At 56.0% G+C, this 25,143-nt stretch carries 20 protein-coding genes and 1 pseudogene; 5 read left to right on the top strand and 16 right to left on the bottom strand.

Features of this window, described 5'->3' with window-relative positions; translation table 11 throughout:
* Positions 1 to 45 precede the first annotated feature (45 nt).
* Positions 46 to 1,556 (top strand): annotated as a pseudogene (locus tag RZ35_RS17635) (IS3 family transposase).
* A 20-nt stretch (positions 1,557 to 1,576) separates the two neighbouring features.
* On the opposite strand, the gene RZ35_RS04950 reads toward RZ35_RS17635, so the two are convergent.
* The 3 genes from RZ35_RS04950 to guaB all read right to left on the bottom strand — a co-directional run bounded on the left by RZ35_RS04950 (position 1,577) and on the right by guaB (position 6,267).
* A complete protein-coding gene (locus RZ35_RS04950; RefSeq protein ID WP_026742296.1) occupies positions 1,577 to 2,827 on the bottom strand; it encodes a tyrosine-type recombinase/integrase in 1,251 nt (416 codons plus the stop codon).
* 298 nt (positions 2,828 to 3,125) lie between these two features.
* On the bottom strand, positions 3,126 to 4,703 hold the full coding sequence (guaA, locus tag RZ35_RS04955; protein ID WP_026742297.1) for a glutamine-hydrolyzing GMP synthase: 1,578 nt from the start codon (positions 4,701 to 4,703) through the stop codon (positions 3,126 to 3,128).
* A gap of 94 nt (positions 4,704 to 4,797) precedes the next feature.
* Positions 4,798 to 6,267, bottom strand: a complete 1,470-nt coding sequence (gene guaB / locus RZ35_RS04960; protein WP_026742298.1) for an IMP dehydrogenase — start codon at positions 6,265 to 6,267, stop codon at positions 4,798 to 4,800.
* Positions 6,268 to 6,437: 170 nt separating this feature from the next.
* On the opposite strand from guaB, the gene xseA reads away from it, so the two are divergent.
* The 3 genes from xseA to RZ35_RS04975 all read left to right on the top strand — a co-directional run bounded on the left by xseA (position 6,438) and on the right by RZ35_RS04975 (position 9,287).
* Positions 6,438 to 7,793 (top strand): exodeoxyribonuclease VII large subunit, encoded by a 1,356-nt coding sequence (gene xseA, locus RZ35_RS04965; RefSeq protein WP_026742299.1) that lies wholly within the window; start codon positions 6,438 to 6,440, stop codon positions 7,791 to 7,793.
* A 116-nt stretch (positions 7,794 to 7,909) separates the two neighbouring features.
* On the top strand, positions 7,910 to 8,971 hold the full coding sequence (locus RZ35_RS04970; RefSeq protein ID WP_026742300.1) for a M4 family metallopeptidase: 1,062 nt from the start codon (positions 7,910 to 7,912) through the stop codon (positions 8,969 to 8,971).
* Positions 8,946 to 9,287, top strand: a complete 342-nt coding sequence (locus RZ35_RS04975; RefSeq protein ID WP_394296478.1) for a protealysin inhibitor emfourin — start codon at positions 8,946 to 8,948, stop codon at positions 9,285 to 9,287. Before RZ35_RS04970 ends, RZ35_RS04975 begins: the two co-directional genes overlap by 26 nt.
* A 30-nt stretch (positions 9,288 to 9,317) precedes the next feature.
* On the opposite strand, the gene RZ35_RS04980 is transcribed toward RZ35_RS04975, so the two are convergent.
* The 10 genes from RZ35_RS04980 to ndk all read right to left on the bottom strand — a co-directional run bounded on the left by RZ35_RS04980 (position 9,318) and on the right by ndk (position 19,342).
* The gene (locus RZ35_RS04980) at positions 9,318 to 9,560 is read right to left on the bottom strand and encodes a zinc ribbon domain-containing protein (RefSeq protein WP_026742302.1); all 243 of its coding nucleotides are present in this window, start codon (positions 9,558 to 9,560) and stop codon (positions 9,318 to 9,320) included.
* A gap of 113 nt (positions 9,561 to 9,673) precedes the next feature.
* Positions 9,674 to 11,167, bottom strand: coding sequence for a ribosome biogenesis GTPase Der (gene der, locus RZ35_RS04985; protein WP_026742303.1), 1,494 nt, complete (start codon positions 11,165 to 11,167; stop codon positions 9,674 to 9,676).
* 146 nt (positions 11,168 to 11,313) lie between these two features.
* Positions 11,314 to 12,495, bottom strand: a complete 1,182-nt coding sequence (gene bamB, locus RZ35_RS04990; RefSeq protein ID WP_026742304.1) for an outer membrane protein assembly factor BamB — start codon at positions 12,493 to 12,495, stop codon at positions 11,314 to 11,316.
* 10 nt (positions 12,496 to 12,505) lie between these two features.
* Positions 12,506 to 13,120 (bottom strand): YfgM family protein, encoded by a 615-nt coding sequence (locus RZ35_RS04995; protein WP_026742305.1) that lies wholly within the window; start codon positions 13,118 to 13,120, stop codon positions 12,506 to 12,508.
* A gap of 13 nt (positions 13,121 to 13,133) precedes the next feature.
* The gene (hisS, locus tag RZ35_RS05000; protein ID WP_026742306.1) at positions 13,134 to 14,408 is read right to left on the bottom strand and encodes a histidine--tRNA ligase; all 1,275 of its coding nucleotides are present in this window, start codon (positions 14,406 to 14,408) and stop codon (positions 13,134 to 13,136) included.
* Between the two features lie 134 nt (positions 14,409 to 14,542).
* Positions 14,543 to 15,664, bottom strand: coding sequence for a flavodoxin-dependent (E)-4-hydroxy-3-methylbut-2-enyl-diphosphate synthase (gene ispG, locus RZ35_RS05005; protein ID WP_026740089.1), 1,122 nt, complete (start codon positions 15,662 to 15,664; stop codon positions 14,543 to 14,545).
* 36 nt (positions 15,665 to 15,700) lie between these two features.
* Positions 15,701 to 16,693 carry a cytoskeleton protein RodZ gene (gene rodZ / locus RZ35_RS05010; protein WP_026742307.1) on the bottom strand — a complete coding sequence of 331 codons (993 nt, stop codon included), beginning with the start codon at positions 16,691 to 16,693 and terminating at the stop codon, positions 15,701 to 15,703.
* The gene (gene pilW, locus RZ35_RS05015) at positions 16,683 to 17,441 is read right to left on the bottom strand and encodes a type IV pilus biogenesis/stability protein PilW (protein WP_036152732.1); all 759 of its coding nucleotides are present in this window, start codon (positions 17,439 to 17,441) and stop codon (positions 16,683 to 16,685) included. The genes rodZ and pilW overlap by 11 nt, the downstream gene beginning before the upstream one ends.
* 136 nt (positions 17,442 to 17,577) lie before the next feature.
* Positions 17,578 to 18,756, bottom strand: a complete 1,179-nt coding sequence (locus tag RZ35_RS05020) for a bifunctional tRNA (adenosine(37)-C2)-methyltransferase TrmG/ribosomal RNA large subunit methyltransferase RlmN (RefSeq protein ID WP_026742309.1) — start codon at positions 18,754 to 18,756, stop codon at positions 17,578 to 17,580.
* 154 nt (positions 18,757 to 18,910) lie between these two features.
* Complete coding sequence (gene ndk, locus RZ35_RS05025; protein WP_026742310.1) at positions 18,911 to 19,342, bottom strand: nucleoside-diphosphate kinase; 432 nt, start codon at positions 19,340 to 19,342, stop codon at positions 18,911 to 18,913.
* A 397-nt stretch (positions 19,343 to 19,739) separates the two neighbouring features.
* Here ndk and sseA point away from each other — a divergent pair, with 397 nt between their 5' ends.
* Entirely contained in the window at positions 19,740 to 20,600 is an 861-nt protein-coding gene (gene sseA / locus RZ35_RS05030; protein WP_026742311.1) for a 3-mercaptopyruvate sulfurtransferase, read from the top strand.
* 294 nt (positions 20,601 to 20,894) lie between these two features.
* On the opposite strand, the gene sseB is transcribed toward sseA, so the two are convergent.
* The 3 genes from sseB to RZ35_RS05045 all read right to left on the bottom strand — a co-directional run bounded on the left by sseB (position 20,895) and on the right by RZ35_RS05045 (position 25,112).
* Positions 20,895 to 21,689: an enhanced serine sensitivity protein SseB gene (gene sseB, locus RZ35_RS05035; RefSeq protein ID WP_026742312.1), complete on the bottom strand. Its 795-nt coding sequence runs from the start codon at positions 21,687 to 21,689 to the stop codon at positions 20,895 to 20,897.
* Positions 21,690 to 21,812: 123 nt separating this feature from the next.
* On the bottom strand, positions 21,813 to 23,108 hold the full coding sequence (gene pepB, locus RZ35_RS05040) for an aminopeptidase PepB (protein ID WP_026742313.1): 1,296 nt from the start codon (positions 23,106 to 23,108) through the stop codon (positions 21,813 to 21,815).
* Between the two features lie 786 nt (positions 23,109 to 23,894).
* Positions 23,895 to 25,112 (bottom strand): IscS subfamily cysteine desulfurase, encoded by a 1,218-nt coding sequence (locus tag RZ35_RS05045; RefSeq protein ID WP_026742314.1) that lies wholly within the window; start codon positions 25,110 to 25,112, stop codon positions 23,895 to 23,897.
* Positions 25,113 to 25,143: the final 31 nt, after the last annotated feature.

Raw genomic sequence — 25,143 nt, forward strand, 5'->3', positions numbered from 1 at the left:
TGACACCCCTTACTGAAAATCTCTATGGGGGCAACGGAGCCTGTTATGAAACGCTATTCACCGGAACGTAAAGCCGCCGTTTTGTCCAAATTACTGCCGCCCTACAACATGACCGTTACCGCACTTGCACAACAGGAAAGGATATCGGAAGCTACCCTTTATAATTGGCGAACCCAAGCCAAGCTGGTGGGAAAACCGGTGCCCGGAGCTAACAAAACCACCGACCTTTGGTCGACAGAAGCGCGCTTTGCGGTCATCGTCGAAACCGCCACACTCAGTGAAGCCGAACTGAGTGAATACTGCCGTCGCAAAGGACTTTATCCTGAACAAATCGCCCAGTGGAAACAGGCTTTTCTCCAGACGCCACAAGCTGATACCCGCCAGTCGCAAAAGCAGGCCCAAAAGAAAATCAAAGGGCTGGAGCGCGAATTGGCGCGCAAAGAAAAGGCCCTGGCCGAGGCGGCTGCGTTGCTGGTCTTGCGAAAAAAGCTGAATCACTATTACGGTGTGGAGGACGAGGACGACTGACCCCCGCTCACGAACGCACGCAATTTATCCAATGGATACGTGAAGCCATGCGCGCCGGCGCACGTCTGCTCTCTACTTGCCGGGAAGTGGGGTTAAGCCTGAGCACCTGGCGGCGCTGGAACGGCCAGGCTGAAGACCGTCGGCCCACGGCCGTGCGTCCGGTCCCGGCCAATAAACTGACAGCTGAAGAAGAGCATCAAATAGTCGCGGTATGTAACGAGCCGGAATATGCCAGCCTGCCGCCAGCACAGATCGTGCCATGTTTGGCGGACAAGGGTATCTACCTGGCCAGTGAGTCGACGTTTTACCGGGTGCTCCGGCGAGACGGCTAGGTACATCACCGTGGCCGTAGTCGGGCACCACAGAAAGTGAATAAACCGACCACTTATCAGGCTATTGAGCCATGCCAGGTGTGGACGTGGGACGTCACCTGGTTAGCCTCACGGGTTCGTGGTCGCTATTTTTATCTCTATTTAATAGAAGATATTTTAGCCGAAAAATCGTCGGTTACGAGGTTCATGAAGAGAAAAACGGCGAGCAGGCCGCCGCGCTCCTTACGTGAAGGGTGCTACCGACATCCGTTAGTGCTGCATGCCGACAATGGTGCGCCAATGAAATCCCAGACGTTGAAAGCGAAACTGGAAGAACTGAATATCACCGGCTCGCACAGTCGCCCATGAGTCAGCAACGATAATCCCTATGTGGAGTGGCTGTTCAGGACGCTAAAATATGTTCCGGCTTGGCCGTCATCAGGCTTCCTGGACCTGGATGAAGCGCGGCGTTGGGTCGAGGTGNTCAGGCAGTGATATAACGAAGAGCACCGGCATAGCGCCATCGGTTATGTGACGCCGGACCAACGGCATCGGGGGGAAGATATAAGCCTGCTGGCAAAACGAAAAACCTTATATGAGACGGCTCAAAAAGCCCGACCGGAACGATGGTCAACCTCATGCCGTCAATGGCAGCGGGTCGAGGTGGTGATGTTGAATCCGGAGAAGCCAGAAACTGGGCTGAAAACGGCAGCATAAAAACGAATAATGCTTCATACCTATGCTCTCAATACCGGCACCGTGACACTTTCCGGCATCAGCGTTGGTACGTAGTTCCGGCCATCAATCCAGGCTTCGACCATGTCGGACCACTCTTGCAGCATATGCCGACGCTGCTCCGCATACTCAGCCTTGTTGTAGATCGAGCGCGAGGAGCGACCTTCTTCATGCGCCAAGCATTTTTCAATCCAGTCCCGGTTGAACCCCACCTCGTTAAGCAATGTAGAGCCGGTGCGACGCAAATCGTGAACGGTAAACGGCTCCAATGGTAAACCGTTGGCCTGAGCACGCTGAACCACAAGCTGCGTGACCCGATTAAGCGTGGCGTGCGACATGCTGCGATGACCGTCATAACGTGAAGGCAGCACGAACCTTGAGCCGGAAGCACAGGTATGCAGCGCCACAAAAATATCCAGCATTTGTCGGGACAAATAAACGACGTGTGGGTTTCGTCGCTTCATCCGTTCTTTAGGGATGGTCCAGGTAGCGTTCTCGAAATCGATTTCATTCCAGGTAGCCTCCACCAGCTCGCTTTTGCGCACCAGGGTCAACAGAACCAGACGCAGAGCCAGACGGATGGTCGGGTAAGAAGCCACAGACTCAAGTTGATGGAACGCCAGGCGGATCTCGGTTGGCGAGAGCGCCCTTTCCTTCGGCGCGAAAGTGGCAATCGAGGCGGCTTTGACCTCATCGGCCGGGTTAGTGACCTTCTCCCCATGCAAAATGGCAAAACCATAAATCTGTTTAACGATATCGCGGATATGCACCGCCGTCGCCGGAGCGCCACGCGCCTTAACCTTGTTGCACAAGGCACGTAAATCATCTGGGCTGATTTCGGTGAGTAGCCGGTTACGGTAAACCGGCAGGATATCGCGCTCCATGATACTTTTGCGCATAGAGCGGGTGCTGTCGGCCATGCGCGCGTCCACCAGCCAGCGGGCCGCCATATCATCAAAATGTTTGGCAGCGGTCAAACGGCGTTTCTCACGTTGTTTTTCATGTGCCGGGGAACGCCCTTCACTAATTGCACGCTTGGCATCCAGCAGCTTTTCGCGGGCCAGCGCCAGAGAAATACCGGCGGGGCCGTAGCGGCCAATAGTGAGGGTTTCGCGCCGTCCGTTAAGACGGTAATCGTAGCGGAAGGTGACGGTACCGGCGATGGATACCATGACATACATGCCGTCCCGGTCGGAAACCTTGTACGGTCTGGCTTTGGGCTTGAGATTGCGTAGTGCGGTGTCGGTGAGCATCGCGTTTTCCTCCTGTTCAATGGCGGTTTTACCGTCAGGGGTCAGGAAGTCTGAAGATGCCCCGAAAGCCGCATCACGTCTAGCTTTTGGCGGGGATTTTTACCGTCATGACCGAAAAANAATCAATCATCAACGGGAGGGTCATAATCCGGGTCTCTTGATTTACCGTCGCGTCTACCGCCAGCCTGTTCTGCTGGCCGGCGATAGTCACCGATAGTCGCCACAACCTATTTAATTATAAATCAAACTGTTATAGCGATTTTTCGATAGTTAGCGATAGTTCTTGAAGAACCTTGGATCATTCCCACTCAATCGTCGCAGGCGGTTTGCCGGAGACGTCGTAAACGACGCGGGAGATACCGTCCACTTCGTTGATAATGCGGTTGGAGACGCGGCCGAGGAACTCGTACGGCAGATGCGCCCAGTGCGCGGTCATGAAGTCCACGGTTTCCACCGCACGCAGAGAGACGACCCAGTCGTACTTACGGCCGTCGCCCATCACGCCCACGGAGCGCACCGGCAGGAAGACGGTGAACGCCTGGCTGACCTTCTGATACAGATCGGCCTTGTGCAGCTCTTCGATGAAGATGGCGTCGGCGCGACGCAGCAGATCGCAGTACTCTTTTTTCACTTCGCCCAGTACACGCACGCCCAGACCCGGTCCTGGGAACGGATGACGGAACAGCATGTCATGCGGTAAGCCCAGTTCCAGACCGATTCTGCGCACTTCGTCTTTGAACAGCTCTTTCAGCGGCTCGACGAGGCCAAGCTTCATCTCTTTCGGCAGGCCGCCCACGTTGTGGTGGGATTTGATGACGTGCGCTTTACCGGTGGCAGAGGCGGCGGATTCGATTACATCCGGGTAGATGGTGCCCTGCGCCAGCCATTTGACGTCCGTCAGCTTGCAGGCTTCTTCATCGAAGACCTCAACAAACACACGACCGATGGTTTTACGCTTGGCTTCCGGCTCGTCAATGCCCGCCAGCGCGCTCAGGAAACGCTCTTCAGCCGGGACATGAACAATGTTCAGACCGAACTGGTCGCCGAACATTTCCAGCACCTGATCGGCTTCGTTCAGTCGCAGCAAGCCGTTGTCCACAAAGACGCAGGTCAGACGGTCGCCGATGGCGCGGTGCAGCAGCATCGCAGTTACCGAGGAGTCTACGCCGCCAGACAAGCCAAGGATGACTTTGTCTTCACCGACCTGTTCACGAATGCGGGCGACGGCATCGTCGATGATTTTCGCCGGCGTCCACAGCGCTTCACAACGACAGATATCGAGGACGAAACGTTCCAGCATGCGCTGGCCCTGGCGAGTGTGCGTCACTTCAGGATGGAACTGTACGCCGTAAAAACGCTTTTCTTCATTCGCCATAATGGCAAACGGACAGGTATCGGTACTGGCTACGGTCTCAAAACCTTGCGGGATCGCGGTCACTTTATCGCCGTGGCTCATCCACACATCCAGCAACGGCTCGCCTGCTGCGCTGACGGTGTCCTGAATGTCGCGAACCAGCGCGCTGGCAGATTTCACTTCCACCTGCGCATAACCGAATTCACGCTGGTTGGAGCCTTCAACTTTTCCGCCCAGCTGCATCGCCATGGTTTGCATGCCGTAGCAAACGCCCAACACAGGTACACCAGCCTGGAATACATACTCAGGCGCGCGCGGGCTGTTGAACTCAGTGGTGCTTTCCGGGCCGCCGGAGAGAATAATGCCGTTCGGATTGAATTCACGAATCTGCGCTTCGGTGACGTCCCATGCCCAAAGTTCACAGTACACGCCCAACTCACGCACACGGCGAGCGACGAGTTGCGTATATTGCGAACCGAAATCCAGAATAAGAATGCGGTGTTGATGAATGTTTTCTGTCATGAGAGGCGTATTCCAATACGGATAGAAGCGAATGAAAAATAGAACCCGATAAATATTACCGGGTTCTGTTCGTTAAATCAGTCAACAAAAGCGCTTAACCCATGCGATAGTTAGGCGATTCTTTAGTAATGGTAACGTCGTGAACATGGCTTTCCTGAATGCCTGCGCCGCTGATGCGGACAAACTCAGCCTTGGTGCGCAACGCATCGATAGTCGGACAACCGGTCAGCCCCATGCAGGAACGCAGCCCCCCCATTTGCTGATGGACAATCGCCTTGAGGTAGCCTTTATAGGCGACACGGCCTTCGATACCTTCCGGCACCAGTTTGTCGGCCGCGTTGTCTGATTGGAAATACCGGTCTGAAGAGCCTTTGGACATTGCGCCCAGAGACCCCATGCCGCGGTACGACTTGAACGAGCGGCCCTGATAAAGTTCAATTTCGCCCGGAGATTCTTCCGTACCCGCCAGCATGGAGCCGACCATCACGCAGGCCGCGCCAGCGGCAATCGCTTTGGCGATGTCGCCGGAGAAGCGGATACCGCCGTCGGCAATCACCGGAATGCCCGTGCCATCCAATGCTGCCACCGCGTCTGAGATCGCCGTAATCTGCGGTACGCCCACGCCGGTCACGATACGCGTCGTACAGATAGAGCCAGGGCCGATGCCGACTTTCACCGCATTGACGCCCGCTTCGGCCAGAGCTAAGGCGCCCGCGCCGGTTGCCACGTTGCCGCCGATGATTTGAAGGTCAGGATATTTGGCGCGAGTGTCACGAATACGCTGCAATACGCCTTCGGAATGACCGTGGGAAGAGTCGATCAGCAGGACGTCGACACCGGCGGCGACCAGGGCGTCGATACGCTCTTCATTGCCTTCGCCCGCGCCAACGGCTGCGCCAACGCGCAGACGGCCGCGTTCGTCTTTACAGGCGTTCGGTTTACGCTCCGCTTTCTGGAAGTCTTTGACGGTGATCATGCCCTTCAGGCGAAACTGCTCGTCGACGACCAGCGCCTTCTCGATGCGGCGTTCATGCAATTTGTGCAGCACGACTTCACGTTCGCGCGCTTCACTCTCGCTGACCGTGACCAAACGCTCTTTCGGCGTCATCACGGCACTGACCGGCTTGTTCATATCGGTCACGAAACGCACGNCGCGGCCGGTGATAATACCGACCAGCTCGTTGCCTTCCGTCACCACCGGATAACCGGCAAAGCCGTTACGTTCGGTCAGGTCTTTCACCTGCTGGAGCGTCGTCGCCGGAGTGACGGTCTGCGGTTCAACCACCACGCCGCTTTCGTGACGCTTCACGCGGCCGACTTCTTCCGCCTGACGCTCAATAGTCATGTTCTTGTGAATGAAGCCGAGACCGCCTTCCTGAGCCAGCGCGATCGCCAGAGCAGATTCGGTTACCGTATCCATGGCGGCGGACAGCATAGGGATGTTCAGGCGAATGTTTTTGGTCAGTTGAGTGCCGAGTTCGGCCGTGTTGGGAAGAACGGTAGAATGTGCGGGAACGAGCAGGACATCATCAAACGTCAATGCTTCTTTTGCGATACGTAACATGGGCAATATCTCACCGAGGAGGGTTGGAAGATTAGATAAAATATTGCCGCGGCATTATACAGAGCATGTATGATTGCCTCCAGCGTTTTTTATAAAAAGCCTTGCGTGCAGCCCTTTGCCCGGTAGTATGAAAAGATTAACCCACTGCTTAGAAACGCGATCTCTCTCTCATGCCACAGACTCCTTCAAGCGCCATATTTACCGTCAGCCGCCTCAATCAGACGGTCAAACAACTGCTGGAAGGCGAGATGGGCCATATCTGGCTCAGCGGAGAAATCTCCAACTTTTCCCAACCGTCCTCCGGCCACTGGTACTTCACGCTGAAAGACGAGCGAGCGCAGGTGCGCTGCGCCATGTTCCGTGGCAGTAACCGTCGTGTGACGTTCCGACCCCAGAACGGTCAGCAGGTGCTCATCCGCGCCATGATTACGCTGTATGAACCACGAGGCGACTATCAGCTGCTGGCGGATAGCATGCAGCCTGCCGGCGACGGCCTGTTGCAACAGCAGTTTGAACAGTTGAAGCAGCGCTTGTCCGGCGAAGGATTGTTCGACCAGCAGTTCAAGCAGCCGCTGCCGAAACCGGCCAAACGCGTAGGGGTGATCACATCCGCAAGCGGCGCCGCATTACATGACATTTTGCAGGTGCTGCAACGACGCGATCCGTCGCTGCCGGTCATCATCTACCCGACTTCCGTTCAGGGAACCGATGCCCCGCCGCAAATCATCCGCGCCATCGAACTGGCTAACCTTCGCGATGAGTGCGATGTCCTGATCGTCGGCCGCGGCGGCGGTTCTTTGGAAGATCTGTGGAGCTTCAACGACGAACGCGTCGCCAGAGCGATTTTCGCCAGCCGCATTCCCATCGTTAGCGCCGTCGGTCATGAAACTGATGTCACCATCTCTGATTTCGTCGCGGATTTACGCGCCCCGACGCCCTCTGCCGCCGCAGAACTGGTCAGCCGCAATCAGCTGGAGCTGTTGCGTCAGGTGACAATCCAGCGCCAACGGCTGGAAATGGCGATGGATTACTATCTGGCGCAGCGTCAGAGCCTGTTCACGCGTCTGCACCACCGCCTGCAACAGCAACACCCTCAACTGAGGCTGGCGCGTCAGCAAAACCGGCTTATCCGGTTGCGTCGGCGACTGGACGATGCCGTACAACTCAGATTGCGCCAAAGCCTGCGCAGGCAAGAGCACCTCCAGCAACGGTTGATGCAACAGCCGCCGCAGCCGAGGATCCATCGCGCTCAGCAACACCTTCAGCAGTTGAACTATCGGCTGCAACACGCGCTCGACAAGCAGATCGCTCAGAACAAACAGCGCTTTGGCGAGGCCTGCTCCCACCTGCAAGCCGTCAGTCCGCTGGCCACGCTGGGCCGAGGCTACAGCGTCACCACGATCTCATCGGGCGAAGTGTTGAAAAAGGCGGGACAGATTACCCCCGGAGATACCCTCAGCACGCGGCTGCAAGAGGGATGGGTCGAAAGCCAGGTCACCGCCATTCATTCGGTCGACAAAGCCTGATCTCGGGCTTCGTCTGAAAATGAGTTCCTGAACTATACTTATCGCTCCTTTGCTGGTTATCTACGTTATGGACGTCCGCTCATACCGAGAGATATGCATCCATGTGGAGATGATGTATGAAAGCGATTCATAGCATAGTACCCCCGTATATCCTTCATCGCATCGTCAGCAACGGTTCTGACGAAGAGCGTCGACTCGCTCAGCAGACGCTGATGCACGTGCAGTCGCTGATGGTTTCCGCCCAAACGCCTCTCCCCGAGCACGACGCGCTTCCCGGCGGACAGGTCCACCGCCACATTCATGATGCGCAAAATCAGCAAACGCTGCCGGGAACGCTCGTTCGAGAAGAGGGCCAGGCCGCCACGGGCGATATCGCCACGGACGAAGCCTATGAGTATCTGGGCGCCACCTATGATTTCTTTTGGCAGATTTTCGGCCGTAACTCTCTGGACAACGCCGGGCTGCCGCTGCTTGGCTCCGTACACTACGGTCAGAATTATCAGAACGCCTTCTGGAACGGGCAGCAAATGGTCTTCGGCGACGGCGATGGAAAAATCTTCAACCGCTTCACCACCGCCATCGACATCATCGCCCACGAGCTGGCGCACGGCGTCACGGAGAGCGAGGCGAATCTTCTTTACACCCGCCAGTCCGGCGCACTGAACGAATCGTTGTCCGACGTCTTCGGCGCTATGGTGAAACAGTTCTATTTCAAGCAAACGGCGCAGGAGGCGGACTGGATTGTCGGCGCTGGCTTGCTGACTGAGGAGATCGACGGCAAGGGGTTAAGATCCCTGGCCCGGCCGGGAACAGCCTATGACGACCCGCTGCTCGGCACAGACCCGCAGCCAGCCCACATGCGTGATTACATCAATACCCGTGAGGATAACGGCGGCGTACACCTTAATTCCGGAATACCGAGCCGCGCCTTTTATCTGGCGGCGACCGATCTGGGCGGGTATGCCTGGGAGAAAGCGGGCGTCATCTGGTATGACGTTTTGTGCGACAAATCTCTACCGCAGAACGCCGACTTTACACTGTTTGCCCAATACACGGTGAATCATGCTGAACAGCGCTTCGGCATGGCGGTCGCCAATACCGTGCTACATGCCTGGCATCGAGTAGGTGTGGATACAGGACTCCCGAATGAGTATGAACGCACAGCCCCGCTTGACTGACGACGCCATTATCGAACTGGCGCGAGAAGGCGGCATCGCCTGGATACCTAAATTATCCGGCCCGAGATGGGTGGTCTTAGCCAAACTGCCTGCGGAAGAACGCCAACGGATCCGTGCGATATTGCACAGCGTGTTGCCTTCAGCACAGACCGACGATCCGGCCGATCGCCCCGGCCGGGGCGATCAATTTTACTACCGGATTCACATTTTCCATGGCGATTCAGGCGGCGGCGCGCCCCCTCAGGTGTGGCTGGTTCCCGAACGGGCTGCGCCGGAACTGGACGTCCTGTGGCAGAACGCACAGCCAGCACCCTGATGTCAGCAGCGGCAACTCAAACCATCGGCATCAGGGGAGCGCGTCAGGCAGAACCGGTTGGCAGCGAAACGTCACACGTTTTTTTGAAACCAACGCCTTCTCCTGCGGACAAAAATAATCGACCGCGCCGCAGGCTTTGAGCACCTGTAGCGGCTGCCCACAATCCGGACACAGAGGCTCACGCCGATAATCCTGTTGACACTCGGCACAGCGAAAACGCTCATCGCTGCGCTCTCTCATTTCATGCTGGCACCGTGGACATAAAAAGGTCATGCCACTCTCTTTTTCCATCGTGTTGTTCCCTCTCATCCGTCTTGTCGTCCTGAAATAAAAACGGGGCAGAAAATATTCTGCCCCGCAGGTCGGAGTTACCGTTCCAAGTTGGCTTATTTGCCTTTTTTGATGTGCTGCATCAACCGCTTACGTTTACGTAGCTGGTTTGGCGTCAACGTATTACGTTTGTTCGCGAACGGGTTTTCCCCTTCTTTGAACTGAATACGAATCGGCGTTCCCATCACTTCCAACGAACGACGGAAGTAGTTCATCAGGTAGCGTTTATAAGAGTCGGCCAGATCTTTCACCTGGTTGCCGTGGATCACGACGATAGGCGGGTTGTAGCCCCCAGCGTGCGCATATTTGAGTTTCACGCGGCGCCCACGCACCAGCGGCGGCTGATGGTCGTCAACGGCCATACGCATAATGCGCGTCAGAAGCGAAGTGCTGACCCGGCGAGTCGAGCAAGTGTAGGCCTCTGTAATCGACTCAAAGAGGTTACCTACGCCACTGCCGTGCAACGCGGAAATGAAGTGAATACGGGCGAAATCAATGAAGCCCAGACGCAGATCCAGCGTCTCCTTCACTTGCTCTCTTACATCCTGGGAAAGACCATCCCACTTGTTGACCACGATCACCAGCGAACGACCGCTGTTCAGGATAAAGCCCAACAGAGACAGATCCTGATCGGAGATCCCTTCGCGCGCATCGATCACCAGCAGTACCACATTGGCGTCTTCAATCGCCTGCAGTGTTTTGATGACGGAGAATTTTTCGACGGTTTCCGTGATCTTGCCGCGCTTACGCACCCCTGCGGTATCAATCAGAATATATTCGCGCTCGTCACGTTCCATAGGAATGTAAATGCTGTCGCGCGTCGTACCAGGCATGTCGTAAACCACGACCCGGTCTTCACCCAGGATACGGTTGGTCAAGGTCGACTTACCCACGTTAGGGCGACCGACGATAGCCAGCTTGATCGGCAAAGACTCCGGATCGAAGTTATCCTCGGCTTCGGCGTCCTCTTCGGCCTCCGTTTCGATGGCCAACTGCTCCGCCCAATAAGCGGCATTAGCTTCTTCTTCCGTCAGTTCCTGCGGCTCTTCGTCCTGGTCTTCCGCGAACGGAAGCAGCACTTTTTCCAGCAGGCTGGTCACGCCGCGGCCGTGCGATGCCGCAATCGGGTAGACTTCCCCGAGGCCCAGCGAATAGAAGTCCGCCGTGCCGGTATCCACATCAATACCGTCGATTTTGTTGGCGACCAGGAAGGTGGACTTTTGACGGTTGCGCAGATGCCGGGCGATGCCCAGATCCGCCGGCATCAATCCATCACGGGCGTCAACCATGAACAGAACGATATCCGCTTCTTCAATCGCCAGCAGAGACTGGTCCGCCATCCGCGTTTCCACGCCCTCTTCGCTACCGTCAATACCGCCCGTATCGATGATAATGAACTCGTTTCCTTCCACCTCGGCACGACCATACTTGCGGTCACGCGTCAGCCCAGGGAAATCCGCCACCAATGCGTCACGAGTACGCGTCAAGCGGTTAAACAGCGTGGATTTCCCCACATTCGGGCGCCCGACCAGCGCGACGACAGGTATCATTGTTACAACCTCATTGCTTATATTTCAATTCGTTACAGCGAGCTTAGCCGGCTGATCATCAAAGACGAAACGGCTCCTGATAGCGTCAGGAGCCGTTCGACGGGCGAAGGCCTTCTGGCGCCTTAGCCCGGAGTAAAACACGTGTACTAGCGAGTAAAGGCGTAAACCTCTCCGCCTTTAGCCTGGATCAGCAGCTTATCGCTGGCTACCACGGGATTGCTCAGGAATCCGGAGCTATCCACTTTCTGCTGAGAAACGAAACGGCCATCGGTCGTGTTGACCCAATGCATATAGCCTTCAGCATCCGCAACCACCAGATAACCATTATACAGCGCCGGTGCCGTCAGATTACGATGCAACAATTCGCTCTGACGCCAGATGCTCACGCCGCCGTTGGTACTCAAGGCCACGATACGATCGTCCTGATCGACCAGATAGATACGGTCGCCATCAACGATGAAGTCATTCACCGAACCCAGCTCACGTTTCCACAAAATCTGACCGGAGCGCAGGTCCAGCGCCGTCAGGTTGCCGTGGTAACCCAGCGCATAGACCACTTCGCCGACGATCACTGGCGTGGTATCGACGTCGTTCAGACGATCGATTTCAGTGGCGCCGCTCGGCTGGGAAATTCGCTGCTGCCAAATCAGTTGCCCCTGATTAATCAGTACGGCGCTCACGCGACCGTTGTCGCCGCCAACGATGGCTGCGCCAAAGGCAGTCGCAGGAGCAGATTCACCGCGTACCGACAATGACGGCATATCCAGGTTTACCGTCCACTTGACGGCACCGTCAGATTCGTTCAGCGCCTGCAGCATACCATTGCTGGTGTGCACCAGCACTACGCCATCACTGATAACCGGATGGGAAGTGACTTCGCCTGCGACCGGCGTTTCCCAGACCCGTGAACCGTCATCGGCATTCAGGGCGAACATCTTCGCTCTTTCGCTGCCGACGTAGACGTGATTACCGGCAACCGAGACGCCGCCGGACAGCAGCGCCGGACGATTCGCCGACAACAGCCCCGTCTTCTCAGACAGGTCAGCCTTCCATTTTTCTTCGCCGTTGCTCAAGTCCATCGCTTTGACCGTACCGCGTCGGTCAGCCGCATACACACGGCTGTCCTGCCAGGCCGGACGCAAATTGGAATAGAAATCACCGATACCGCTGCCGATTGAACGACTCCAGACTTTCGTCGGCGTGAACTGATTCTCTACCTGCGGCAGAGGGGACATTTTAACGACGTCCTCTTCACGGTCGAATAGCGAACAGCCGCTCAGCAGGGCAGTTGAAACCAGTCCTACCAAAAGTGTTTTACGCAATTGCATGGAATTCCTCTTAGCTGGACAGGTTGTTCAGTTTCATTCGTAACAGGGCCTGCAGCCCCTGAGGAGGCTGAGACTCAATGCCTTTTTCGTACGCACTGCGCGCGCCCTGGTTATCGCCTTTGCTGACCAGCACGTCGCCGCGAACGTCTGCAATCATCGCGGCCCAGCTTTCCGTCTTGATGGCATCCAGCGTTTTCAGCGCGTCGTCCGCTTTTTTCTGTGCAAGCTGGACCCGCGCCAGGCGCAGGTTGATCAGCGTTTGCAGATCGGCGTTGTTGCTCTGAGACAGCGCCTGAGTCAGCTGCTGCTCTGCTTTGGCGAAATCTTTCAATTCAGCGTAGTGAGCCGCCAGCTCCATCGAAGCAAGCGCGCCGTAGTTGTTTTTGTTGCCGGCAGCAAACGCTTCCACCGCCGTGGTGCCCTTACCTGCCGTCAGCGTTTCACTGGCTTGCTGATAAGCCGACGATATTTCCATCGCGCTATTGTCCTGATGGCTTTGCCAGAAACGCCAACCTACCAGCGCCCCGATACCCAGGACTACACCGACAGCCAACGCCTTGCCGTTTTCTCTCAAGAAACGTCGCAGCGCATCAACCTGTTCATTTTCTGTGGTATAGACTTCCACGGTGTCTTTCTCCTCAATCCAGTAGCGTCGTCAGCCGGGCTGCAACGTCAGCCTGCGCCAGAGTTTCTTGTTCGCCGCTGGACAAGTTTTTCACTACTGCCTGTCCTGCCGCGACTTCATTTTCGCCCAGCACCAGAGCGACGCGCGCCCCGCTTTTATCCGCACGGGCAAACTGCTTTTTAAAATTGCCGCCGCCAAAGTTGGTCATCAGCTTTAATCCGGGCAGCGCATCACGCAGCGATTCCGCCAGCAGCATCGCCGCGCTTTGGGTTCCCGCGCCGGAAGAAATGACGTAAACGTCCACAGCCGGCAGCGCTTTGAACTCCGGATTGACCGTTTGAACCAGCAGCACCAGGCGTTCTAAACCCATCGCGAAACCGACCGCAGGCGTACTGGAACCGCCCAGCTGTTCCACCATGCCGTCGTAGCGTCCGCCGCCGCACACAGTACCCTGTGAACCGAGGCTGGTCGTCACCCATTCGAACACAGTGCGGTTGTAATAATCCAGCCCACGGACCAGGCGCGGATTAACCTTATATGGGATGCTCGCCTGAGTTAAAAGTTCACACAGGCCGTTAAAATGCTCGCGCGACTCGTCATCGAGGTAATCGGTAAGCACCGGCGCGTCGTTCAACAGCGTCTGCACATCGCGATTTTTAGAATCCAGGACGCGCAGCGGGTTGGTGTACATACGACGTTTGCAGTCTTCATCCAGGACATCCTGATGCTGTTCCAGAAACGCAATCAGCGCCTCGCGATAACGCGCGCGCGCTTCCAGCGAACCGATAGAATTCAGTTCCAGCGAGACGTGTTCGGCGATGCCCAGTTCGCGCCACCAGCGCGCCGTCATCATGATCATTTCGGCATCGATATCCGGGCCTTTCAGGCCGAAGACTTCACAACCGAGCTGGTGGAACTGACGGTAGCGGCCTTTCTGAGGACGTTCGTGACGGAACATCGGGCCTGTGTACCACAGGCGCTGTTCCTGGTTGTAGAGGATACCGTGCTCGATGCCGGCGCGGACGCAGCTCGCCGTGTTCTCGGGACGCAGCGTCAGGCTGTCGCCGTTGCGGTCCTCAAACGTGTACATCTCTTTTTCTACGACGTCGGTCACTTCACCGATAGCGCGCTTGAACAGAGAAGTCTGCTCAACGATAGGCGTACGAATTTCGCCATAGCCATAGCTGGCGAGGATCTGTTTCAAGCTGGCTTCAATGCGGTGCCATAGAGCCGTATCGGCCGGCAGGTAATCGTTCATGCCTCGGATGGCTTGGATATTTTTTGCCACGTCAGTTCTCTAATCCGTTTTCTCGAAAATAGGCCCGATTATAGAGGGAGCGGCACTGCGGCATCAATGCGCGGCCGTCGCCGTCGGGTTGGGAAGCTGTCGACAGGGTGGCATCTCATGCGATGCCACCGCCGTCACTTATCGACCACGTTGATGGTGATGCGGTTACTTTCGTTCAGCATCGCCGCTTTGGCGCGGATTTTAGACTCCAATTGGTCGATCATCTGTTCATTGTCAAAACGTTCACGCTGGCGAACGCCGTCTTCATAAAAGCCGCTTTTCTTGTTGCCGCCGGTCACGCCCAGCGTCGACACCAGCGCTTCGCCCGGTCCGTTGACCACGCAACCGATAATCGAGACGTCCATCGGCGTAATGATATCTTCCAGTCGCTGCTCCAACGCGTTAACGGTGCCAATCACGTCAAACTCCTGACGCGAGCAGGTCGGGCAGGCGATAAAGTTGATGCCGCGCGCGCGAATGCGCAGTGACTTCAGAATATCGAAACCGACTTTCACTTCTTCCACCGGGTCGGCCGCCAGCGAGATACGCAGCGTGTCGCCAATCCCTTCGGAGAGCAGCAGCCCCAGACCGATGGCGGATTTAACCGCCCCGCTCCGCGCGCCGCCCGCTTCCGTGATACCAAGATGCAGCGGCTGATCGATGCGGGACGCCAGCAGACGGTAGGACTGAACAGCCAGGAAGACGTCCGACGCCTTCACACTGACTTTGAACTGGTCGAAGTTGAGTCTGTCCAGAATATCGACGTGGCGCATGGCGGATTCGAGCAGCGCTTCCGGCGTAGGCTCGCCGTACTTTTCCTGCAGATCCTTTTCCAATGAGCCGGCGTTGACGCCGATACGGATCGGGATGTTGTTGTCCCGCGCGCAGTCCACGACAGCGCGGATACGCTCTTCGTTACCGATGTTGCCGGGGTTAATGCGCAGGCAATCCACGCCGTATTCAGCGACTTTCAACGCGATGCGATAGTCAAAATGGATATCCGCAACCAGCGGCACATTCACCTGTTGCTTGATCAACTTGAATGCCTCAGCGGCATCCATGGTGGGGACAGAGACTCGAACGATATCGACGCCCACGCGTTCCAACGCTTTAATTTGATTCACCGTCGCTTCAACATTCGTTGTGCGGGTGTTCGTCATCGACTGCACCGCTATCGGCGCGCCGTCACCGACGGGCACCTTACCAACGTAAATGCGCTTTGATTTGCGACGGGTTATGGGTGCGGGGTTATTCACAACTTCACCTCCAAAATGCCGCTACCGGCCGGAAAATTACTGGCCGGCCAGCGTTAAACGTGCAACCTGATTGCTTCTGACGTACTGACTCAAATCAACCGGTTTACCCTGATACTGAATCTGAACAGCAGCAGGGGCGCCGATTTTGAGCCGATAAGGAGGTTGTCCGCTCAGATTCAGCGAACCGCCGTTGCGTTGCATACCGCTGAACAGCTTTTTGCCGGTGCTATCCACCACCTCCAGCCAGCAGTCCGCAGAGAACGACATCGCTAATGCATTTGACGCAGGCACGGAAGGCGCCGGAGTCTCAACAGCCGGAGCCGCGGAGGATGGCGATGGCGCTGGAGAAGGTTGAGTCGGAGACACGCTCGGCGCAGGAGCCGGCGTGGCGGGAGCGACCGGCGCAGGCGAATTAGCCGTTGGCGCAGACGTTGTTGCAGAAGACGCATCGGCAGGCGGCGTTACTTCTCTAGCTGCGCCACTCGTGGCGCTATCGTCCGGTACGACCGGGTCCGGTTCGCCATTGCCCAAATCCAGCGACTGTCCATCCTGCGAAGTCTGCGTAGCGTTCGCATGATCGACCATGGAATTGATTTCCTGCTGCTGCGCCTGATGATTTTGCCACCACCAGGCGACCGTCAGCCCCAAAACGCCCAACAATATCAACCAAGTAAAGGTCATGAGCCAGCCGTCGCGCTTCTTGCGGCTTTTGCCTAGCGCGAGGTGCTGCATAGGGGAAACGTTGGAGGTGCGGCTCGGCACCACGTGTTTTTCCAGCATCGGCAGCAGTTCGTCTTCAGGCAGATGCACCAACTTGGCATAAGACCGGATATATCCACGCAGAAATGTCGGAGCAAGCCCGGCAGGCGTGTTGCCTTCTTCAATCTCACGAACGGTCGAGACTTTCAGGCACAACCTCTCCGCGACGACTTGCTGCGACAACCCTAAGCTTTCACGCGCCTGACGCAGTCGCTCCCCAGGAGTGGCTATGGGTGATGCTGTTCTATCTTGATTGGCTTCAGTATTCATTAGCTAAGAATTGCTGGTACTGTTTAGATTGTGGAAAACTTCGCGCCAGCATCGCACCGTAACGCATCGCGTCATCGGTATCCCCCGCCAGCGCGGCGAAACGAATCTGTAGCCATAAACTTTCGGCACTCGCCGGAAATTTCGGCTGATGTATATTCAAGAGCATCCGCGTTTGTTCCGGATGGCCGGTATGCATACGATGCTCGGCTTCCGCGAGTAAGCGTTGGCCTTTGCGCGGGTCGTGGTTCAAAGCCCGACTAAGCCATTGCTTCGCCTCATCAGGCTGCCCGGCGTCTAAAAAACAATAACCGGCATTTTCCAGAGCATCAGCAACCGGCGGATAATCCGCGAGCTGCGCTGCGCGGCTAAACTGTTGTTGCGCCGTTACATACTGCCCTAAACCACACAGAAACGCACCGTAATTATTCATTACGCTCCCATTGACGGGACTCTGTCGCAACAACTGGCGATAACGCTTTTCCGCCGCCGCATTTTCGCCGATTCGCTGTTCGTACAGCGCCATCCCCAGTTGAGTGCGATAGTCATTCGGGGACGCCCTCAAGGCGATGAGCAGGTTACTGTGGGCAACGTCTAACTGCCCGCGTTCAAGGTACGCCAACCCCAATTGCAAACGCGTCTGCGCCTGGGGCGAGAGCAAGACTGTTTCCGAGGTATTCACACACCCGCTTATCATCACGCATACGACGGCCAAAGCGCGCCGCCACCTTCCCTGCCACCGTGAATTCATTTCTGACTATCCTTAGCCATTGTCTCTCGCCGAAGGCAAGCGGTCTCAGCCCATGAGGCCGCCGTTACTACAGCATAGTATGATAAGCCTCTGAAATGTAATTATCATCTGTCTGCCCCTTTCAGGCTGACAGCGATCATACGCTTTTGACGGCTATTGTATCCTTGACCATTTTTTTCTTCATTGTCCGCTTGGTGCGGTCAACGACTTCCCCAGCCAACTGCCCACAAGCTGCATCAATGTCGTCACCGCGCGTTTTACGTACGATGGTGGTGAAACCGTATTCCATCAGTACCTTGGAGAAGCGGTCAACGCGGCTGTTGGAGCTGCGTCCATACGGCGCGCCAGGGAACGGGTTCCACGGGATCAGGTTGATCTTGCACGGCGTGNTTTTCAGGCATTCCGCCAATTCATGCGCGTGCTCCGTTCCGTCATTGATGTGATCCAACATGACGTATTCAATGGTGACACGCCCCTGATTGGCGTTCGATTTATCCAGGTAACGCCGTACTGCCGACAAAAAGGTTTCGATATTATATTTTTTGTTAATCGGCATGATTTCGTTACGGATTTCATCGTTCGGCGCGTGCAGCGAGATCGCCAATGCGACGTCGATCATGTCGCCCAGCTTATCCAGCGCAGGCACGACGCCGGAAGTCGACAGCGTCACGCGACGTTTAGACAGACCGAAACCGAAATCGTCCAGCATGATTTCCATCGCCGGCACCACGTTGGTCAGGTTCAGCAACGGTTCGCCCATGCCCATCATCACGACGTTAGTGATAGGACGCTGGCCGGTGACTTTGGCCGCACCGATAATTTTCGCCGCCCGCCATACCTGACCGATGATTTCAGAAACCCGCAGGTTGCGGTTGAACCCTTGCTGCGCCGTTGAGCAAAACTTACATTCCAACGCACAACCGACTTGAGAAGATACGCACAGCGTCGCGCGTTCATCTTCCGGGATGTAGACCGTTTCCACGCGCTGGCCGTCAACCAGGATGGCCCNCTTGATCGTACCATCAGAGGATCGCTGCTCATCCACCACAACAGGGGCGCGAATTTCAGCGATCTCCTGCAATTTGGTGCGTAGCACCTTGTTGATGTCGGTCATCTCGTTGAAATCATCACAGCAGTAGTGATAGATCCATTTCATGACCTGATCGGCACGAAATGGCTTTTCTCCCATTGAGGCAAAAAAGGCGCGCATTTGCTGACGGTTAAGATCCAGCAGGTTGATTTTTTCAGTGCTTGTCGGCTTAACAGCGATAGCGTCAGACTCGTTGGAGATCGGGGATACGGTTTGCTCAGACATATTGACTCATGGCCTCGTTGTTACACGTTATGGCTCGAAAGAAGTGATAAAAGAAAAGCCCCGGCCGAGCGCCTGCTCGCTCCGGGGCGCGGCATTGTACAAAGTTTAATAGAGCGGTGCCAGAGCCACTCAGCTTTTAATTCTTGGTCTCAGCTTAGCGGGTGCGTGCGTGCAACTCATCCGCACTGAAGAAATAGGCGATTTCGCGTTCGGCGGATGCCTGAGAGTCCGAACCATGCACCGCATTTTCAGTCAGGCTATCTGCGTAGTCAGCGCGCAGCGTGCCCGCCAGCGCATTCTCAGGATTCGTCGCCCCCATCAGGTCACGGTGACGCTGCACGGCATCTTCACCTTCCAAAACCTGAACCATAATGGGACCGGAAGTCATGAACGTCACCAGACCGTCAAAGAAAGGTTTGCCCTTGTGCTCAGCATAAAAGCCTTCGGCCTGTTCGCGAGTCAGATGAAGCATTTTGGCAGCAACAATCTTGAAGCCTGCGCTTTCAAAGCGGTTGTAGATAGCGCCAATCAGATTCTTGGCGACCGCATTGGGCTTAATGATAGAAAAAGTACGTTCTACCGTCATAGTGACCTCATTTGATAACTGTCTGATAACTGCCGGTTAAAAATGATGACTCCGGCACCGTAAAGTGGCGCAGATTATAGGGTTGCTCTTCCATCTTGCCTACGGTCAAATAACATTTTTTTAAAATAACGTTATCTTATCGTCCTTTTCCTATCATTATAACGCTGAATCCTTGTCTGACACTCACTCTCTGCCCGACCTGCGGCACGGATAGCAAACAAACCACCGCTTTTCATCTGTTTCATCCGTGTGTCCCAATCACGCACGCATTCCTGAAATAGCGTGCGCCGAAACTGGCATGAGATACAGGTTTGCACTTGTCCGTTGCTAAAAAATCACTGACAATTCAATCCTCATCTTATCTCGGGCTATATCGACAGCCCGCACGGGAGGTCACATGTCTGTATCCAGCTCCGACATCTTTGTCACCGCCGCTTGGCTGAATTCTCATCTTAACGACGCGGATATCACACTGCTTGATGCGCGGATGCTTCCGCCTGGTGATACCTCGCGGGATATCCAGGCCGAATATGAAGCCGGACACCTGCCAGGAGCGGCTTTTTTCGATATCGAAACGCTATCGGATGCGGCTTCGCCTTTGCCACATATGATGCCGGATAGCACATCCTTCGCTCAGGCGATGGGGGATCTAGGCGTGAGCGAAGACCAACACTGCATCATTTACGATGAGGGTAACTTATTTTCAGCACCTCGCGCCTGGTGGATGCTGCGAACTTTCGGCGTGACCAAGGTTTCTATCTTGGCTGGCGGGCTGGCCGGATGGAAACAGGGGCAACGACCACTGGAGCGGGGAAATGTCTCCCATCAGACCCGGACATTCAACGCTCGGCTGGACGCCGGCGTGATCTGTCAGGCCGAGGTCGTGCTGGCAATCACCCATGATCATTCCGCGCAGATTGTCGACGCCCGTCCGGCACCACGCTTTGCTGGCGATGTCGATGAGCCTCGTCCAGGACTGCGCCGCGGGCATATTCCCGGCAGCTTTAACGTACCGTGGAATGAGCTGGTGGAAAACGGCGCGCTGAAAACGCCGGAGGAGCTGGCCGCCGTATTCAAACAGAAGGGGATTGATATTCAACGTCCCATCGTCGCAAGCTGTGGGTCCGGCGTGACGGCAGCGGTGATCGTATTAGCGCTGTATGTGCTGAATGCTCCTCAAGTCAAACTGTACGACGGCTCCTGGGGCGAATGGGGCGGCCGAGACGACCTGCCTATTGAAACTGGCGCGGATCGCTAAGGCCAATCCGCCCGAAATCGAAAATAGCCTCGTGAAAACGGCCACTCAACGTGGCCGTTACAGCGTGAGTGATAGCAGGTATCACACACTCAGCGGTAGATAAGGTTCTTGCCTGACGTGGCCGAACGGGCCGCTATCGTTATCGATCATGAGGCGCGTTCGCGCGCAGCGCCATAGATGCGTTTGGCTTTTGCAGCTATACGGTCAAGCGGTCAAGCGGTCAAGCGGTCAAGCGGTCAAGCGGTCAAGCGGTCAAGCGGTCAAGCGGTCAAGCGGTCAAGCAACATTATCCGCTCAGGCGTGGCCGCTGTTTTTAAAGTCGCGAAGAAAGCTGCCCCACTTACGCTCATAAAATGGCGTGGTGTGCTTGATCATATAATGACTGATGCCCGGCTCGTTGTCGGCAACGACGCAGAGGTCGATTGGGCGATCGTCCGGCAGCGTGTCGCTGGCAACGGTGCCTGCCGCCTGAATGATCGCTTCCACATCTTCATCCACGTCGATGCCAACCAACAGATGCGGTTGTTCTTCGTCCGGTTCCTTGATTTGCACCAGAAACGCACGGCGCACCCCGGGATATTTCGCAAACAGCTGGGTCAAAGAGTCGATCATCTGCGCGGGCATTTCTGCCGGCTGACCAATCAGGACTTGAGTGTCCTCCTCAATCACCTTTTTCGTCACGAGTCCGGTGCCTTCGCCAGCCAACAGGTGTTCAACCTCCTGCGGCAGAAACTCTTTCCCGTAAGGCAATTTCGGATTGAGGAATAACACGGCGCCCTGTGTCAGTTCGAACAGCGCTCGCGCCGGTAAGGCCAAAAAGGACTGTTCTTCGGTGATGGCTGACTGTAAAGCCTCAAGGGAAGAAAAAAATGGGATCGCCGAAGTGCCATCCGGCTTCTCCCAATGCTGAAGATGCACATGGCTTCCGGCCTGAAGCGTCTGCTCACCAAAAGTGGTATTACCGTCGCTGTTTCCCAGTACGTACACTGTAGCCGTCATCAGTTCGCTGAAAAATTCGGGCCGATGCGCAGGCTCCGTGGCAGCGCGTATCAGCGCCTCTTCCAGCGTGTTTTGTGGTGAAAATTCCATCAAACCCCTCAACACTTTCATGCCTGCGCTTCACGTTGAAGCCGCGCAGGCCTGTTGTTATGCTCGCGCGGTGTTACCGCACATTGTTTTGTAGCGGGTATTAACTTGCCCGCCGTCGCTTATTCAGCCTGCTTTACGCAGCAGGAAGTCCGCCAGCGTGCGCACCCCCAGCCCGGTCGCGCCAGCCGACCATTGATCGACAGCGCCCTTACGATAGGTCGCCGAACAGTCAATATGGAGCCACCCTTTCTGGTAGTTTTCCACGAAGTAGGACAGGAAAGCCGCCGCCGTGCTGGCGCCCGCAGAATGCGCCGGACTGGCGATATTATTCAGATCCGCGAAGTTGGATGGCAGATGCTGGCGGNGAAACTCTTCCAGCGGCAGACGCCAGAAGGGTTCGCCCTCGCGTCCTGCGCTGGTGAGTACATCCCCGACCAGCGCATCGTCAAAACTGAGCAGGGCATGGNAGTCGTTCCCCAATGCCATCTTCGCGGCACCGGTCAGCGTGGCGCAGTCGATAATCCACTGCGGCTTCTGNGCGGATGCGTCGATCAGTCCGTCGGCGAGCACCAGACGCCCTTCCGCATCCGTGTTCATCACCTCGACAGTCTTGCCATTGCGGTAGCTAATGATGTCGCCCAGACGGAATGCGTTGCCGCTCACCATGTTGTCGGCACAGCACAAATACAGTTTGACGCGCTGCTTGAGTCCACGCGCTGCCGCCATTGCCAATGCGCCAGTCACCAGCGCCGCGCCGCCCATATCGGACTTCATCGAATCCATAAAGCCGCTGGGCTTAAGGCTATAGCCACCGGTATCGAACGTGATGCCCTTACCGACCAGACACGCCATCACCGGCGCATCCGGGTTGCCAGTCGGATTGTAGTCGAGCGCCAGCAATACCGGCTGGCGGTCTGAGCCGCGCCCAACGGTATACAGGCCGGAATAGTTCTGCTTACGCAGGTCTTCGCCTTTGGTAATGCGGTACGACACCGCGTCGCAGTTGACGGAACACAGCAGATCTACCGCGCGGGTCGCCAGCTGTTCCGGCCCCAGCGATTCCGCTGGCAGGTTGATGGTATCGCGCACCCAATCGACGATTTTCAGGCGGCGGTCCAACTCCTGCTGCGCAACTTCATCCAGCGCTGCCCATTCAACGGTGCGCTGCCCCTTTGGTCCACGGTAGCCCTGCCAGAAAGCCCAGCTACTTTCGAGATCCCATCCTTCGCCTTCCAGCTTGACGCGTTTAATGCCCTGACCGTCGATTTTACGGCCAGCGCGCTGGATGGTGACCAGCGATTTTTCGCCTGTCAGATGGATGGTGAACCCCTGTTCGCCAGAGGTTAATGTTGCTTTTTCGCCCCAACGAGCATCAGCCGGCTGGTGGGAAAGGGTAATCGGCATAATTTCGGTTGTCATAATCACGTTCCCTATTGCGCATTTCTTTAATCAGGCTGGTCAGCCATGAAGAAGAGAATATCGGCCGCCTCGATGGCGCACCTGTCGTGCTGGTTATTCAGCTTTTATCCAACCAGAGAACCGCATCTCTTCCAACCTTTTCAGGTCACGGTAAGGTGGCCGATCGTTCAAATCATCCCTATGCTCATTCCATCATGCAGAGGGGTCACTCTTACGGGAATCGGTATGGCAATATTCGACCGCCGATCCTCGTATCAATCCGTCTCGCCCAGCAGGCAGACGGAGCATAAGCCAGTGCGTGTATCAATATAGTGTAATGTGACGTTTTTACGGCCCATACGTCATCTTTGCCCTCGGTGGTCACCGGACGTTCTCAAGTACCGCCCTCTTGTCATCGATACGCGCTCACGATGCCAGTACCAGGACAGGTTATTACCAATCCTGCCCCATTAGTCCTGCGACAAAAACCTGGGTCAAGATAGCATATCTACGCCCCGCCACTGGCGTAACTCGCCGGGAATCACGCTCAAAAACAGGAAAATCCCACGTTGTATCAGCACAAAGGACGTTTTAAAGCCAGTCAGGTGAGAGGGGATCCGGAGCGGTCGGCAGAAAGCCGTGAACAACTTGAAGCGTGGAGCGCGTGATTGAGCGTTTAACGCTCTCGACTCGAGCGTTAATTCAATCCCTTACCAGGTAATCAATCGATGACGAGGAGAGTTAACTGCAGCGTTGACCGAGCAGAATCGCCCGGTCAACAACACCTGTCGGGATGATGGCAACGCCTTAGGATTGAGGCGCCAAAGCAATGCTGGCGTTCTTCGCGTTCTGTTTAAACGCTTTCCAGTCTGGAGAGACGTTACGCAGCCGGTCGACGGCTTTATGTATCTGCCCAACGGCGTAATCTACTTCCTCTTCCGTGCTGAAACGCCCCAGCGAGAAGCGGATGGAGCTGAGCGCCAGCGTTTCGTTAACCCCCAGCGCCCGCAGCACATAAGAAGGCTCAAGGCTGGCGGAAGTACAGGCCGAGCCTGAAGAGACCGCCAGGTCTTTCAACGCCATGAGCAGCGATTCGCCCTCGACGTAGTTAAAGCTGACGTTAAGAAGGTTAGGGATGCTTTGAGACAGGTCGCCATTCAAATATATTTCTTCAATATTCCGAATGCCGTTCCATAGCCGATCGCGTAGGGTCCGCAAGCGCGAAAAATCTGTTTCCATTTCTTCCGCCGCGATGCGATAGGCTTCGCCCATGCCAACGATCTGATGCACCGGCAACGTCCCCGAACGCATTCCGCGCTCGTGGCCGCCGCCGTGCATCTGGGCTTCGATACGCACACGCGGATTGCGGCGAACAAACAGCGCGCCGATACCCTTCGGGCCATAAATCTTGTGACCGGAGAACGACATCAGATCGACATTGAGCTGGCCGAGATCGATCGGTAATTTACCGACGCTCTGCGTGGCATCGACATGGTAGAGAATGCCGCGACGATGACACAGATCGCCGATAGCGGCGATATCCTGCACCACGCCCACTTCGTTGTTGGCATGCATGATGGAAACCAGAATCGTGTCGTCGCGAAAAGCGGCTTCCAGCACATCTAAGTCGATGATGCCGTGGCTCATCGGCGTGAGATAGGTGACGTCGAACCCGTCACGCTCTAGCTGATGGCAGGGATCCAGCACGGCTTTGTGCTCAGTCACGCAGGTAATGATGTGCTTACCCTTTTCCTGATGAGCGGCGGCAGCGCCTTTGATCGCCAGATTATCCGCTTCCGTGGCGCCCGAGGTGAAGACGATTTCACGAGGATCCGCGCCAACCAGATCAGCAATCTGGTTGCGGGCGACGTCCACCGCTTCTTCTGCCTGCCAACCATAACGATGCGAACGGGACGCGGCATTACCGAACGTACCGTCCATCGTCAGGAACTTCATCATTTTTTCAGCCACACGCGGATCAACCGGCGTCGTGGCTGAATAATCCAGATAAATGGGTAACTTCATTGCTCATTAACTCCGTACTTCACACCAAAAC

It is taken from the genome of Lonsdalea quercina subsp. quercina (assembly GCF_000688655.1).
In the GTDB taxonomy this organism is placed as follows: Bacteria; Pseudomonadota; Gammaproteobacteria; order Enterobacterales; family Enterobacteriaceae; genus Lonsdalea; species Lonsdalea quercina.